16 protein-coding genes are annotated in these 14,097 nt (G+C 44.5%); 14 read left to right on the top strand and 2 right to left on the bottom strand.

The features are described from left to right. The first annotated feature begins 15 nt into the window (after window positions 1-15). Together IEW88_RS03795 and IEW88_RS03800 are read left to right on the top strand one after the other, a co-directional pair. Complete coding sequence (locus IEW88_RS03795; protein WP_147902683.1) at window positions 16-1,029, top strand: DUF2817 domain-containing protein; 1,014 nt, start codon at window positions 16-18, stop codon at window positions 1,027-1,029. Then, complete coding sequence (locus IEW88_RS03800; protein ID WP_147902682.1) at window positions 1,020-1,805, top strand: alpha/beta fold hydrolase; 786 nt, start codon at window positions 1,020-1,022, stop codon at window positions 1,803-1,805. The genes IEW88_RS03795 and IEW88_RS03800 overlap by 10 nt, the downstream gene beginning before the upstream one ends. Here the strand turns inward: IEW88_RS03800 and IEW88_RS03805 are convergent. Then, the gene (locus IEW88_RS03805; RefSeq protein WP_229670271.1) at window positions 1,756-2,433 is read right to left on the bottom strand and encodes a tRNA-uridine aminocarboxypropyltransferase; all 678 of its coding nucleotides are present in this window, start codon (window positions 2,431-2,433) and stop codon (window positions 1,756-1,758) included. The two genes, IEW88_RS03800 and IEW88_RS03805, sit on opposite strands and share 50 nt — an antisense overlap. Window positions 2,434-2,614: 181 nt before the next feature. Beyond that, window positions 2,615-4,366 (bottom strand): bifunctional isocitrate dehydrogenase kinase/phosphatase, encoded by a 1,752-nt coding sequence (gene aceK / locus IEW88_RS03810; RefSeq protein ID WP_147902681.1) that lies wholly within the window; start codon window positions 4,364-4,366, stop codon window positions 2,615-2,617. 220 nt (window positions 4,367-4,586) lie between these two features. Between aceK and IEW88_RS03815 the strand changes: the two genes are divergently transcribed. From IEW88_RS03815 to IEW88_RS03870, 12 genes are all read left to right on the top strand, one after another. Further along, a complete protein-coding gene (locus IEW88_RS03815) occupies window positions 4,587-4,943 on the top strand; it encodes a hypothetical protein (RefSeq protein WP_147905569.1) in 357 nt (118 codons plus the stop codon). Window positions 4,944-4,952: 9 nt separating this feature from the next. Then, a complete protein-coding gene (locus IEW88_RS03820) occupies window positions 4,953-5,555 on the top strand; it encodes a DUF6990 domain-containing protein (protein WP_147905568.1) in 603 nt (200 codons plus the stop codon). A gap of 413 nt (window positions 5,556-5,968) precedes the next feature. Then, a complete protein-coding gene (locus IEW88_RS03825; RefSeq protein WP_147905567.1) occupies window positions 5,969-6,838 on the top strand; it encodes an REP-associated tyrosine transposase in 870 nt (289 codons plus the stop codon). Window positions 6,839-6,860: 22 nt separating this feature from the next. Further along, window positions 6,861-7,133 (top strand): hypothetical protein, encoded by a 273-nt coding sequence (locus IEW88_RS03830; RefSeq protein ID WP_147905566.1) that lies wholly within the window; start codon window positions 6,861-6,863, stop codon window positions 7,131-7,133. A gap of 11 nt (window positions 7,134-7,144) precedes the next feature. Continuing rightward, entirely contained in the window at window positions 7,145-7,330 is a 186-nt protein-coding gene (locus IEW88_RS03835) for a hypothetical protein (protein ID WP_147905565.1), read from the top strand. 130 nt (window positions 7,331-7,460) lie between these two features. Further along, window positions 7,461-7,847: a hypothetical protein gene (locus tag IEW88_RS03840; protein WP_188713503.1), complete on the top strand. Its 387-nt coding sequence runs from the start codon at window positions 7,461-7,463 to the stop codon at window positions 7,845-7,847. Continuing rightward, a complete protein-coding gene (locus IEW88_RS03845) occupies window positions 7,847-8,740 on the top strand; it encodes a hypothetical protein (protein WP_147905578.1) in 894 nt (297 codons plus the stop codon). Before IEW88_RS03840 ends, IEW88_RS03845 begins: the two co-directional genes overlap by 1 nt. Window positions 8,741-9,052: 312 nt before the next feature. Then, entirely contained in the window at window positions 9,053-9,850 is a 798-nt protein-coding gene (locus tag IEW88_RS03850) for a hypothetical protein (protein ID WP_147904968.1), read from the top strand. A 650-nt stretch (window positions 9,851-10,500) separates the two neighbouring features. After that, window positions 10,501-11,793, top strand: coding sequence for a tRNase toxin domain-containing protein (locus tag IEW88_RS18635; RefSeq protein WP_221411441.1), 1,293 nt, complete (start codon window positions 10,501-10,503; stop codon window positions 11,791-11,793). Window positions 11,794-11,798: 5 nt separating this feature from the next. Beyond that, window positions 11,799-12,035 (top strand): hypothetical protein, encoded by a 237-nt coding sequence (locus IEW88_RS03860; RefSeq protein ID WP_147904967.1) that lies wholly within the window; start codon window positions 11,799-11,801, stop codon window positions 12,033-12,035. A 634-nt stretch (window positions 12,036-12,669) separates the two neighbouring features. Continuing rightward, a complete protein-coding gene (locus IEW88_RS03865; protein ID WP_053425446.1) occupies window positions 12,670-13,608 on the top strand; it encodes an SPFH domain-containing protein in 939 nt (312 codons plus the stop codon). Window positions 13,609-13,617: 9 nt separating this feature from the next. Beyond that, complete coding sequence (locus tag IEW88_RS03870) at window positions 13,618-14,091, top strand: NfeD family protein (RefSeq protein ID WP_147904966.1); 474 nt, start codon at window positions 13,618-13,620, stop codon at window positions 14,089-14,091. Window positions 14,092-14,097: the final 6 nt, after the last annotated feature.

Consider the following 14,097-nt stretch of genomic DNA (forward strand, 5'->3'; position numbering starts at 1 on the left):
TCACCGGCTGAGACTGTGCAAAGCAAACGATCCCGCCTGCTGTTACCTGAACTGATCCGCCTGGAAGCACTGATAGAGACTTTCCCCACCAGGGTAAAAGCGACGGAGCTGGCCCGTTTTCAGTCTGGAACTCATGCTTATCCCAGTTATTTAATTGAACTGGCAGAGTTTGATCCAGCTAAACCATCACTGCTGTTAACCGGAGGTGTGCACGGTCTGGAGCGTATTGGTTCAGCGGTGCTGATCGCGTTTTTAGAAAGTGTGCTACAACGGCTGGAGTGGGATCATGGTTTGCAGCACCAGTTAAGTCAGCTGAATCTTTTAGTTTTACCTATGGTAAACCCTGTCGGTATGGCCAATCACAGCAGAAGTAATGGTAATGGTGTGGATTTAATGCGCAATGCTCCTGTCAATTGCGAAGAGAAAGCCGCATTTTTAGTGGGGGGGCAAGGTTATTCACCGCGTTTACCCTGGTTCAGAGGCAACCCACAACAACCCGAAGCTGAAAGTCAGGTGCTGTTCGAACTGGTGCGGCAAAAGCTGTTTCAAAGCCCATTTAGTCTGGTGCTGGACTGCCATTCAGGGTTTGGGCAGGTCGACCGGATCTGGTTTCCTTATGCCAAAAGCCGCAAACCTGTGCCACATCTGGCCGAGCTATACCGGCTGCGCCAGTTGTTATTTGACTGCTATCCGCATCAGGCTTACGCCTTTGAACCTCAATCCTTACATTATTTATGTCATGGTGATGTCTGGGATTATCTGTATGACGAGTCGTTGCACGGCACTACGCTGTTTTTACCCCTGACTTTGGAGATGGGATCCTGGAACTGGGTGCGGAAAAATCCGTTTCAGTTGTTATCCAGTTTAGGTTTATTCCATCCGGTGAAACCTCACAGAGTCAAAAGGGTATTGCGCACTCATTTAACCCTGTTTCATTTTCTGATTGCAGCTACTGCCTCGCATCAGGAGTGGCGACGTGCACTTTACCCCCGTATGCTCAGGCAGGAGGCGATGGAGTTATGGTATTGAAACCGGAGCAAAAACCTGTGCTGTTATTGCGTGGTTTATTGCGTGAAAGCCGGCATTGGCTCGACTTTCCGTCTTTACTCAGTGCGAAGTTACAACGTCCTGTATTGACTTTGGATTTACCAGGCTGTGGTGCCTTGTATCAACAGTCATCAGCCAGCTCCATTCCGGCGTTGCGCTCGCAATTGCAACAACAATGGGCTGAACTTTACCCTGAGGAGCAAGGCAAAGCCTTCGATCTGGTTGCCATTTCTATGGGGGGAATGCTGGCGCTGGATTGGGCGCTGAACGCACCAGAGCGGGTGAAATCTGTGACCTTAATCAATAGCAGCAGTGCAGGGTTAAGCCCGTTTTGGCAGCGATTACACCCCCGTAACTACCTGAAAATATTACTCTGTGTCGTAGCAGGGCCATTAAAACGCGAAGAGCTGATCTGGCAAATGACAGTGAATTCGCCACTCCAATCTGATGTTTTAAAGTTGTGGCAGCACTGGGCCATTGAACATCCGGTTAGCCGCAGCAACGCGTTGCGCCAGCTTTGGGCCGCCAGCCGTTTTCAACTGACAGCGCGGCCTGCTTGTCCTGTCTTTGTGGTCTCTGGTTTGGCCGATCAACTGGTATCGCCGCTTTGCAGTCAGGCGCTGGCACATAAGCTAAATGCAGCTTTACTGACCCATGCAGAGGCAGGGCATGATCTACCGCTGGAAGCCGGGCCCTGGCTGGCCGATGTTATAGATCAAAATTTAAATGAGGTTTACCGGCAATATAGTTGCGTCTGAAGGTGGTGAAATAAGTGGCTAAATCAGCACTTGCCTGATGATCTCCGGCCATTTCCAGCACAGCTATACCCACTTCTGCAGTACAAAGCTGATGATCATGCGCAGCTTCACGCAGCTGATACAAAGAGCTCTTCTCCGGTTGAATACCCAGCACAGGAAAGCCATCTAAATAGGGGCTTTTACTGAACATCTTTTTTGCTTCACGCCAGGTGCCATCCAGCATGACAAACAGCGGGATTTTATCGCCTGTTTTTACTTCGTTGATACAACGTTCTGCTGCCGCGTATTGCTGCGGAAACACCACTATAGGGGCGTATTTGGGGTTTTTCAGTAAGGCTAAAAGCTGCGGATCAGGCATTGTTCTGTCCCAGACAAAAGCAAAGTTTTCCGGCGCCACATCGGCAATTAACCGCCCGGTATTGGTCGGTTTATAGGCTTCACCTTTATACATAACAAAACAAAAAGCGCTGCGGCTTGAGGCTTTAGGTTTAGCAGCACAAATACAGTCAGGCACAGGCAATAAACACAAAGGGCAGCGAATAACACGGCTACCGCGGGCATTAAAGACCCGGACTGTTTTTTGCAGTTCGCGCTCACGCAGCGCCATCACCGAATTGATATGAGACACACCACTTTTCCTTGATTGCCGCAAACACTATGTCTGCTCAGGCGGCGGCATTGTACTCAAGCTTAGCTTGCTTTGATACCGCTTAATCCATACCCTAAGTAATTTGAGTTGCAGCTAGGCGACAAGTGCTCAAGACCCCAGGAGCATAGTTAACCTATGTGACTGGGGCGAGGGCGCGCAGTCAACAACGCTGCGGCTTAAAGTACGACGGGTACAATGTGTGGAAGCGCTGGCTTTGAGGATAAGGAAACACATCTTCTACTATGCCATCACGAATGCGTTGCTGTTTTTGCTGCCAATACCCGGCGTCCATCAGTTCAGGATGGCTCTGAATAAGCATCTGGCGAATGTCGTTTTGTGCTGTGACATAAGTGGTAATTTGTTCCGGGAATACATCGCCGGGGCCGACTGAATACCAGGGCTCGTTACTTAACATATCGTCGTAGTTGTCGGTTTTTGGAATAAAGCGGAAATTCACATCTAAAAGGTACTGTACTTCGTCATAGTCATAAAAAATCACCCGGCCGTGGCGGGTTACACCAAAGTTTTTCAGCAGCATATCGCCGGGAAAAATATTGGCAGCAATCATATCTTTTAGCGCCTGACCATAATCGGCCATCATTTTTACTTTTTGCTCATAGCTTGCCTGCTCCAGATACAAGTTCAGCGGCAGCATGCGGCGCTCTATATACAAATGCTTGATAATCACCCTGTCATCTTCAATCTGCATCGAACCCGCTATGCTTTGTTGCAGCTCCTGCAGCAATTCGGGGCTGAACCTGTCAAGCGGCAAGGCAACATCTGAATACTCCATGGTATCTGCCATACGGCCCACCCTGTCATGTTTTTTCACCAACAGATAACGGGCTTTGACGGTATCGCGGCCAAATTCTTTGGTAGGGGCAAACTTATCGCGAATGACCTTAAACACATAAGGAAAAGAGGGCAGAGTAAACACCATCATCACCATACCGCGAATACCTGGTGCTGCGACAAACTGATCGCTGGATTTATCCAGATGAATGAGTAGCTCACGGTAAAACTCGGTTTTGCCTTGTTTGTGCAGGCCCACAGAGGAATACAGCTCGGCTAGCGTTTTATGCGGTAGCAACTCTTTTAGAAAATGCACCAAAGCCGAAGGTACTGTCATTTCCACCATAAAATAAGCGCGGGAAAAACCAAAAATAATGGTCATTTGTTGTGGATCAGTGATCAGCGTATCAACATAAATGCCTTGCTCCTCATCATGCAGCAGCGGAATAATAAAAGGCTGCTGACCGTCTGGCGTGACCACTCGCCCTACGATATAAGCCGCTTTGTTGCGGAAAAACAGCGATTTTAAAATATCAAAGCGCACCAGATGCACAGGAAAATGACCATGGCTGGACTGGCCGATAAAAGTGCGGACCAACAAGCGAATATCCCGCTCTAAATCGACAAAGGGCGCCTGCAGATGAAAACTGGCGACAATGGCTCTGATACTTTGTTTTAAACCATACTGGGCAGGGAAATAGCTTTCATACACCGAAGCCACAGGCGCAGGTAAACGTTGTTTACTTAAGGTGGACTCGACAAAAATATTCTGATTATGAAAATACTTACGCTCGTATAAACGGCAAAACACAGAATTATAAAAGGTTTCAGCCAGCTCAGCCTGAGGGTGAAATAACAGATACTGCTGGTATTGCTGCTTCACCTGTTGCCACAGGCATTCATTTAATTCTGTGCCTGTCAGCTTTTGTTGCAGCAAGGCCAGGGTTTCATTCACCCGCAAGTCGTAATAAGAAATCCGCTCCGAGCTGATGCGTTGCAATTCCAGCCAGTTTCTCTGCGCAAACCCCTGTTGTGCTAATGCGGTGATTTTTTGAAATAAAGCAAAATGGCGGCGAAAGCCTTTTAAAATCAGATCAGCTATTTCTGTAGCTTGCAGCATAACCACATACCCATGAAGAACCCTGTAGTTCAGAAATAACTGAAATCCGACCAGATATCAATTGTTGGTTGGGGAGGAGCCCTTGCCCCGCTCTTTGAGGGATAAACTTGTTAGCTGTTTTCTATAGTTTTTTTCTGTTGTTTTTCCATTAAACTCACTGAAATTAAATCAAAAAATTGCTTTGGGGCAATGGGCAAGACCTGAGCTCAAAGGTTTGTTTGTGGATCAGAAAGTTACGAATTTAGAAAATCAAGGGGGGACAGTAGTCCCTGATGGCTCAATTACAGGAAGTTGTGGCACCACTTGTAAGCCTGACATTTTCCATATCAGTCCCAATGGTCAGGTTGAGTTTATTGAGGTTAAAACAGGTAACGCGGGTTTAAGTGAGAACCAGGCTAAGGTATTTAGGCAAATTGGTGTTGATGCAAGTGGTCGACCACAGTACATTATCCCGCCTGATGCAGTACCTAGCGGTGATTTAATGAACGAGTTAAAAATGAAACCAGGCCAAACTTTGGCTGAGGCGGGTTACATTCATGGTATTCCTGTGAAAATTCAGCGAGAGCCTGGGGGGTGAGATTAGAGTATGAAAAAAGCAGAAATTATTAAGTATCTGAAAAGTAAATATAAAGCCCAGAAATTTGATAGTGCGTGGGAGTTTATTCTCAAAGATGATGATGAAGGTGAACTCGCCATTATACCGAACTTAAGCGGCACGCCTAAACGGCAACAACTGCTGGCTCTACCTTCTTTAAATTTACCGTGGCATAAACAACTGGACCTTCAGTTGTTTCAAGGTAAAGATGGGTTTGTCAGGCCGTTTTTTGTGGGAAAGCAGTATCGCTATTACTCAGAAAGCGGCATTGTGGAAGAAGAGCATATTGATATGATGATTGAGTACTGCTTCGAATGGTTTAAGCAGCAAATTCAGCCTGAACCTGTGGCTCTGGATATGAAAAAGCATTACGAACAGATCACAGGTTTTCCTCCGGCAGGTTGGCAACCCAAACATATTCTTGCCTGCGTCTTAAAAGGCGACGTAGAAAAACTACAAAGCTACCTTGATGCGTTTAAGCGAGGAGATCGGATGGAGTTTATTCCTATGATCCAGCAGGAGTATTTTGAGCGGGCGATTCCGCTGGCAGAGAAATACCGTTCAGGTGAGTTAGTATCACCAGTCCGTTTTTAATTGTGTTTAACTTAATGTCCCGTTCATACCGTTCACACGATCTGGGCTTTTAAATTCAACAGGTTTTTGTTTAAAACTTAGCCATAAACCTGTTGTAACTACTAAAGAATCCGGCCACTTCGCCGGATTTTTTTATGCCTGCTGCTTCTGGTTTGCCGCTTTTGTGTGTTTCATGCAGGGCAAGGCCGCATTCTGTATTAACGCTGTTTTTTCCTTGCCGAAAAAACCACCTTTGGGGTCAGGTCTTGCCCCTTGCCCCGTTCGTTGTGTTTGTCTTTTGTTAGGTGGAGGGTGAGGTTTAGCCTGCATCCTGCTTGCCATCATTGATAATGCAATTGCCTGCCTCCAAACCTCTTGCCCGAGCAAAGTAGGTTAACTATGGTTAATTGAAATGATCTGTTATGGGGGCAGGGATGAGCCGTCCACTGCGATTGGAGTTTGCCGGAGCTTTGTATCATGTGACATCGCGTGGTAATGAGCGAAAGGCTATTTATCTGAATGAAACGGATAGTCAGGCTTTTCTTGACCTGATAGCGCAGGTGTGTGAACGCTTTAATTGGGTTATTCACGCTTATTGCCTGATGACCAACCACTACCACCTTTTAGTTGAAACTCCTGATGCGAATTTAAGTGCTGGTATGCGCCAGTTGAATGGCGTGTATACCCAACTATTTAACCGGACCCATAAAAGAGTGGGACACCTGTTTCAGGGGCGTTATAAAGCGATACTGGTGCAAAAAGACAGTTATTTGCTGGAGGTTAGCCGTTACATTGTGTTGAACCCAGTGCGGGCAGCCATGGTAGACAGTTGCGAAGAATGGCCCTGGAGCAGTTATTGCTTTACTTGTCATCTTCAAAAACCGCCGCCATGGTTAGCTGTGGACCAATTATTGTCACTATTTGGTACTGAGCGCACGCAGGCGATTCTTGGTTATCAGGACTTTGTACTACGCGGTGTCGGAAAAAGCTTATGGCCAGATGTTAAACAGTTGATGTATTTAGGCTCAGATAGTTTTGTCAGCGAGATGCAAAGTAAGATATCGCATCCTGAGCTGTTATCTGAAGTACCTGCGAAGCAAAAACGCCTGCCAGCCAAGTCTCTGGAGTGGTATGTAAAGCAAGCTCTGGGAGATAGAAACAAAGCTATTCGGTTGGCTCACGCCAGCGGCGGGTATAATCAAGCAGAGCTAAGTCATTATTTTGGCTTACATTACGGCACAGTGAGTCGTATTATTTCGGGGAAAAGCCACAAAATCCAAACGGGGGCAAGGGGCAAGACCTGACCCTAAAGGCTCTGCTAATGTTGTGAGTGATGCGGTTAGTGCGATTAACCAAGGCAAGCTTAATTCTCAGCTTATCGCTGACGAGGTAACAAGCGGACATGCATTTACTAAGCATGTCCTGGAGCGCAAAGAATTCGCCGATTTAGGAATTGAAACTAAAGAACAGTTTTTTTCTTTTATAGAAAATATTGTTGCTAATCCAGCTGTTATTCGACGTGAAGCAACAGCATTTAGACCTGATCAAGGCGGTATTGGATGGGAGAATTATATTAAAACTCAAGTACCTAAGAACTGATGGATGAAATTATGAGTTCAAAAAAAATTAGTATCGAGTTAACGGAACAAGAATTAAGCTATTTAATTTCCTGTGGAGCTGCATTACTGCAGAATATTCCCGAAGAATCTCTACAAACATATTGTTCTTTCTCAAAAGAGCAAATTATTGAATTTATAGTTCGGCTTAGAGGGGTAGCTGAAGAACACGGCATGTAGTTGGACCAAAAAATAGGGTCAGGTCTTGCCCCTTGCCCCGATTTTAAGGGATAAACTTGTTAGCTGTTTTCTATAGTTTTTTTCTGTTGTTTTTCCATTAAACTCACTGAAATTAAATCAAAAAATTGCTTTGGGGCAAGGGGCAAGACCTGACCCCAAAGGCTCTACGCAGACTAACAATATAGAACCTTTACCTGAAGGCGTTAAAATCCATCAAGACCATATATACCCCAAAAATGCAATAGAAAAACTAGATGGTTTTGATATGTTAACTCCAGCACAGCAAAGATTGTTATTAAATGATCCTGAGAATTTACAACCTTTACCAGCATCATTAAACTGTTCAAAAGGTTGCACGATAGAAGGCACTGAAAAATCATGGAATCCTAGTGAAAAAGTCGCGCCTGATGGGTTAGATCCAAATCATAGAGAGTGGTTGAAATCGGAACAGGAATCGAATAGAGCCAGATTGCAGAAGAAAATCAATGATATGATGTATCGAAATGGTGGTGGGTGATGACGATTGATGATGTAAAAAACTATTCTGATTTTTTTGCAGAAAACATATCTGACTTGCCAGAAAATGTTTTTGGATTATTAGAAAATAGTAATAATGGAGTTTCCGACTATTTGACACCTATGGAGCTAGGCGCTCAATGGTTATTTGAATTTACGAAAGATTCTCAACCGTTAACTGGTTCTTTACTCCAATCCTCAGAATTATTTATTTATGGACGTCAGTCTGAACGTTGGGATGGAACAACCCCCAATAATGAGTATCACATACACTTGGGGGCTGAAATAAATAATCAGATTGTCATTATTGGTCGCAAATCTTTAGGGTGGAACCCAGATGATGGTACTTACTCAGAAACTATTGCTCGGATTAATGCTAATTTGACCAAAACCTGGGGTAGGCCAATCTCTAAAGTGGAAAGGCATTTAAGTCTTCCTACACCAATTTCTAAGGCGTATTATCATCGGTTAGATGGATTAGATATTCCATTGTCTCCTGCTGTTGGCATTTACTCGAGGCTTCTTCCTTTTCCGATTAATCGGCCTTGGGAGACAATAGACTCCTATTTGGCAAGTTTAAAATTAAAATCGAAACTTGATTTAATTCACGACTGGTTTCCTAGATGCAAACCAGAACGTAAATCGGCACCTTACACTAATCTGATGATATTTTTAGATACTCGTCCAGCTTTGAGTGGTAAAGAAGGCGATGTTTTCTTTGTAAAAAATCATATTCAGGATGGAACTATCTATTATATTCGCGATGGTAATATTGATAATTTAATGGTTTTAAATGAACCAGTCGAAGCTATTGATAAATATTGTCATCATGTACTGATGCGCGATGAAAGACGATTTGATTTTATGCCTTACGTCAGTAAGTTTTCAATCTAGGAATACGTAGTCCCGTTCATACCGTTCACACGATCTGGGCTCTTAAATTCAACAGGTTTTTGCTTAAAACTTAGCCATTAACCTGTTGTAACTACTAAAAAATCTGGCCACTTTGCCGGATTTTTTTATGCCTGTGAAAAAATAGGGTCAGGTCTTGCCCCTTGCCCCGATTTTAAGGGATAAACTTGTTAGCTGTTTTCTATAGTTTTTTTCTGTTGTTTTTCCATTAAACTCACTGAAATTAAATCAAAAAATTGCTTTGGGGCAAGGGGCAAGACCTGACCCCAAAGGCTATTCACCACCCAGCAAATATTGGATACATTACGTCATGCCAATATAGAAGGTGACAATGCATGGGTTGTGGATACAGCGCTAGCCTCTGCAGCGACTCTGCACAATATGGATGGTACTGAAGGACGATTAATAGTCACTCAGGATGAGCATGGTCAGGCGCGCTATATAGTACAAAACATGAGTCAAATCCCACTGAATGAGGATGCGAAGGCCTACATTCAGCAGCAAGGGCTGGGATATAGTTTTACGGAACAATACCAGTCGCAAGCTACGCAAGGCGGTTTTGGATATGACCTGTTCTCGGGCAAGCCTCTGGACGAAACTGGCCGTTATAGCGTTGGTTATATGGTAGAAGACAAAATATTCTCAGTGCCGCATTTTGCGTGTGGTACTGCAGAATGTGTGGCGCAAAAACAAAACATTGATTGGTCTGCACCTTCTGCGCAGGCTTATCATACGGCTCTGAGTGCTAAAGCCTTGGATGATACATCGACTATTGCTACGGGAGTGTCACTGTTTACCCCGCTAGGCATTCTGACTAAAGGGCTTCATTATTATTCTCTGGGTTCATCAATGACATCAGGTTATCTTAAAGATGAGTTCTTGAAAACTTCAGTCTCAGAAGCGTCATCTTACTTATACGGCAAAGGGTTGGAAGAGAAGTTCGGTAAGGGGCTCGGTGGGCATATTAATTCCGGACTGTCTCTTATTGGTGTTCATGATGGTATTGGTGGTTTTGTTTCGGATACATATAAAATTATTTCTGAGGAACCTAATAAAAATGTTGGAGAGTCAGATAATAGAGATGATAAATAAAATGATAGAAAAAATATTGTGGCCTACCGAAAGTTTTTCACGAAAAAGTCGTATTTATGTACTTGTATTTTTCGCTCTTTTTTTCGGTTTCTTATTTTTATTAAAGACCAGAGAGGTCGTTTGGGATCGCGATGTATCTTTGCATCTTTTTGTTCTAATTTATGCCACCGTGTCCTGCTATGGGTTTCTATTTGATAGTGATATACCAGCGCCACCATCGTCTGGTAGCTTTGATAGGTCGGATACGCCTTCACAGCGCCTTAGATTAATTGTGTTTTTATTTAGCAGCATATTGCTATGTTATTTGACATTTAGCGGGGGGTGGTTGACATCTCCAGATTAGATGTCGTTTTTTATTTGTCCTGTTGTGTCCCGTTCATACCGTTCACACGATCTGGGCTCTTAAATTCAACAGGTTTTTGTTTAAAATTTAGTCATTAACCTGTTGTAACTGCTAAAGAATCCGGCCACTTCGCCAGATTTTTTTATGCCTGTAGCTTTAGACTTTTAGCTTTTCTGTTTTTCAGGCAGGGCAAAGCTGCATTCTATGTGAACGCTGTTTTTTCCTTGCCGAAAAAACGACCTCCCAGTTATTCCGGAACATCATAGCCACCTACATGGGCGTAGACCCAACGCAGGCGAAAGTGCTGATGGCCAGTGATCCACAATTTGCCGGAGCCTATTCAAGAGATACCGGCATTATTTATGTCAACGATGCAGCGCATGACGATGCGACAGCGGCAGTGACCACAGTGGGGCATGAAACGCAGCATTATTTGGATAACCAACAAAACCCGGATGCAGTGCAGAGCCCGCAGTACCAAAGCAACAGGGAAGAGTATGCTGGTATTATGGGTAATGCTACGGCGGATTATCTGAACTTTAACTTTGCGCAGAATAACTATGCGTTGGCGGGAAGTAATACACATAGTATTGGGGGAACATCCTCAGAGATTGAGCGTAACCTGAATTTACTTTTGGATAATCGTGTCCTACTGGGGCAGGAAAATCCGGATTCGCTGGATTCATGCGGCCCGCTCTGCATAGCCAGATTACAAGCTGCGACGCCTGTAACGACGAGTCCAGCTATTCCGGGAGTGGGTCAAAACGATGCACTGAACCAGAACGAAGCTGCGGCACTTGCATTAGAGCGGGGGTTAAAAGACTTTGCCGGAACTTTAGGGAATTTAGGTTCAGGAGGCACTGCGGTTGCAACACTGACTGAGACGGAGGTGTTTGGTAAGCAACTGGACTCTTTTGAAGTCTTTGATATGTTGGAGGTTGGACAAGCCTATCAGATGCCTGATGGCAATGTTGTAGTCAAACGTGGCATCACCGATGTTTCTTTGGAGCAACCAGGTAGTGCGCTGCTCAATAGTTATGAGATGGTTACTCCAACGCAACTGGGGCAGCAGGGCGGTTTCCTTGCCCCGGATGAACCAGTCGTTACGGCATTACCTAATCCAGCCCCTATAAATCCGGGACTCATTGTTCTGGATAATACACCGCCTGAAATTCCGGGGCAGATAGGCGGTTTTGAAATCGGTGAAAGTTTACCGAGTCTGACGGGAACTCCGGTGCATGAAGGGCATTGGAGTGATAGTATTTATTTGAGTGAGAGTGGTAATTTTGATAGTAAGTTTAATAAAAATGATCTGACTTCTGCCGCAAATAAACCTATCAATGATCAAGGGCTATCTGAAGCTGCTCGAGCGTGGGAAAAACATGCGGGAAGAGCCGGTGGAGTATTCGAACCGTTGAAAGGAAATCCAGCTCAAAAAAATGAAGCTGCCAGTCAATTTGTTAATAAAGTCTTGAACAATACAAATACTGTCAGGACTAATCTTTCTAGAGGCGGAGTAGAATACCGTTTACCTGATGGTAGTGGTATTCGCTATGACTCAGATGGCTCATTCTCAGGTTTTCTAGATCCGAAGAGGTAAGATGTATGAAAAGTGATTTTAGTGTGGACTTTTTTAGTGACTCTCGTTACGAGCAGCTGACCGCAGAGATATCATATAAAGGGCAAATACTTTGTCAGCTTAATAAAGATAAAGGTGCTAATTTGGTTGAGGTTGATTTTTTTATTGATAGTCGATTATTGTCAGAGTCAGTAGAAATGAAATTCTCATTAGATGAATTTATAGCTATCTTGAATGAAACAAAATTAGAATTACTTGCTTGAATTGTCCCGTTCATACCGTTCATACCGTTCACACGATATGGGCTTATAAATTCAACAGGTTTTTGTTTGAAACTTAGCCATTAACCTGTTGGAACTACAAAAAATCTGGCGATTCTGCCAGATTTTTTTATGCCTGTAGCTTTAGATTTTCTGTCCCGTTCATACCGTTCACATGATTTGGGCTCTTAAATTCAACAGGTTTTTGTTCAAAACTTAGTCATCAACCTGTTGTAGCTACTAAAAAATCTGGCAACTTCGCCGGATTTTTTTATGCCTGTAGCTTTTAGTATTTTGCTTTTCTGTATTTCAGGCAGAGCAAAGCTGCATTCGGTGTGAACGCTGTTTTTGCCTTGCCGAAAAAACTACCTGCCAGCTATTCCGGAACATAATACCCACACAAAACCCCATGCCATGCGCTCACCCACTGCGCTTTTTCTGCGTTTTTGTTTTGTCTGCCACGCCAGGCTTCGGCTGGCGTTAGCTCGTCTAAATTCTGGTACGTACGGATGTGGTTGCAGGGCAAGGCTGTAACTTGAGTGCTAAATTGTTAATGGATTGAATATTGTTTTTAAATTAAAAGGAATATCCGTTAAGCTAAGCGGCAATTTAAATAGTAACTTCTTAAGGATAAGTGATGGTAGAAACGAATTTAATAGTCACTGCGGCATTGGTGTTGGCTGTGCTGATCCTGATTGGCAAAACCGTAGTGATAGTGCCACAGAATATGACCTACATAGTGGAGCGACTGGGCAAATACTACAACACCCAAACCGCGGGTTTGCAATTTGTGATCCCTTTTATTGACCGTATCGCCTACCGCGTGTCATTGAAAGAGAGCGCTATTGATATTCCCAGTCAGTCGGCTATTACCAAAGACAACATCAGCCTGACGATAGACGGTGTGTTGTATATCAAAGTGATGGAACCTTACAAAGCTTCTTATGGCATTGATAACTATGTGTATGCCGTGATCCAGCTGGCGCAAACCTCGATGCGTTCTGAAATTGGTAAGCTGGATTTAGATAAAACCTTTGAAGAACGTGACAGCCTGAATATAAAAATTATTCATGCCATTAATCAGGCCTCTGCCGCCTGGGGTGTGCAGGTGATGCGTTATGAAATTAAAGACATTAACCCGCCGGCTTCGGTGTTAGATGCGATGGAAAAACAGATGCGTGCCGAGCGGGAAAAACGCGCTTCTATTTTAGATTCCGAAGGTAAGCGTCAGGCTGCTATCAACATAGCCGAAGGTGATAAACAAGCTACTGTATTAGCGGCCGAAGCTGAGCGTGAGCAGCAGGTGCTGAAAGCTGAAGGTGAAGCCCGTTCTATTGAACTGGTGGCTGAAGCTAAGGCGAAGGCATTAACTATGATAGGTCAGGCGGCTGCTACCTCTGAAGGTCAGGCTGCTGTGTTACTGGACCTGGCGACTGAAGCTATAGCGGCGAAAAAAGCCATAGCCCGCGAGTCGACTGTGGTACTGATGGATAACGACAAATCCTCAGCGGGTAATACGGTAGCTGAAGCTTTGGGTGTAGTGGCGGCAATTCAAAAGTCAGGAACTTTATCCTAAGGAGTGTTGATGGAGCTGAATCTGCTATCAGGCTTGTTGTTATTGGCTTTGTTATGTCTGGCTATGCTGCCTTTTGCTATTCCTGGTGTATTGGAAGTGCTACTGGCTCTGGCTATAGGAGCTTTTGTTACTGCTGCTTTGATTTGGTTTGGCTGGTTGCCGGAGGACACCAGTCTGGTGCTGCTTAGCCTGGCGATGTTAACGGCCTTGTCGGCACTGCTGTTGTGGAAACCTTTACGTAAGCTGCAAAAAACCGGGATCCGTTTACAGGAAGACAGCGCTATTTCTGATTTCGTTGGTACTGAGCTGATATTGACTGAGCTGGCCAGCAAAGACAGTGATAGTCATATTCAGTTTTGTGGTCTGGAATGGCGGGTACGTTTAGATCCGACAGAAATGGCGACTACGATAGAGGCAGGGCAGGCTGTGCTGATAAGCTCTGCCAGCGTCGGTTTTTTACTGGTCAAACGTAAAAGCTTCTGAGGGCTG

This window comes from Rheinheimera tangshanensis (assembly GCF_014645135.1).
Classification (GTDB): domain Bacteria; phylum Pseudomonadota; class Gammaproteobacteria; order Enterobacterales; family Alteromonadaceae; genus Pararheinheimera; species Pararheinheimera tangshanensis.

What these genes read in the sequence shown, in the direction of transcription:
- IEW88_RS03835 (WP_147905565.1), top strand. Translation starts at nt 7,145, where the DNA reads ATGAGTTCAAAAAAAATTAGTATCGAGTTAACGGAACAAGAATTAAGC.
- IEW88_RS03820 (WP_147905568.1), top strand. Translation starts at nt 4,953, where the DNA reads ATGAAAAAAGCAGAAATTATTAAGTATCTGAAAAGTAAATATAAAGCC.
- IEW88_RS03800 (WP_147902682.1), top strand. Translation starts at nt 1,020, where the DNA reads ATGGTATTGAAACCGGAGCAAAAACCTGTGCTGTTATTGCGTGGTTTA.
- IEW88_RS03845 (WP_147905578.1), top strand. Translation starts at nt 7,847, where the DNA reads ATGACGATTGATGATGTAAAAAACTATTCTGATTTTTTTGCAGAAAAC.
- IEW88_RS03860 (WP_147904967.1), top strand. Translation starts at nt 11,799, where the DNA reads ATGAAAAGTGATTTTAGTGTGGACTTTTTTAGTGACTCTCGTTACGAG.
- IEW88_RS03825 (WP_147905567.1), top strand. Translation starts at nt 5,969, where the DNA reads ATGAGCCGTCCACTGCGATTGGAGTTTGCCGGAGCTTTGTATCATGTG.
- aceK (WP_147902681.1), bottom strand. Translation starts at nt 4,366, where the DNA reads ATGCTGCAAGCTACAGAAATAGCTGATCTGATTTTAAAAGGCTTTCGC.
- IEW88_RS18635 (WP_221411441.1), top strand. Translation starts at nt 10,501, where the DNA reads ATGGCCAGTGATCCACAATTTGCCGGAGCCTATTCAAGAGATACCGGC.
- IEW88_RS03870 (WP_147904966.1), top strand. Translation starts at nt 13,618, where the DNA reads ATGGAGCTGAATCTGCTATCAGGCTTGTTGTTATTGGCTTTGTTATGT.
- IEW88_RS03865 (WP_053425446.1), top strand. Translation starts at nt 12,670, where the DNA reads ATGGTAGAAACGAATTTAATAGTCACTGCGGCATTGGTGTTGGCTGTG.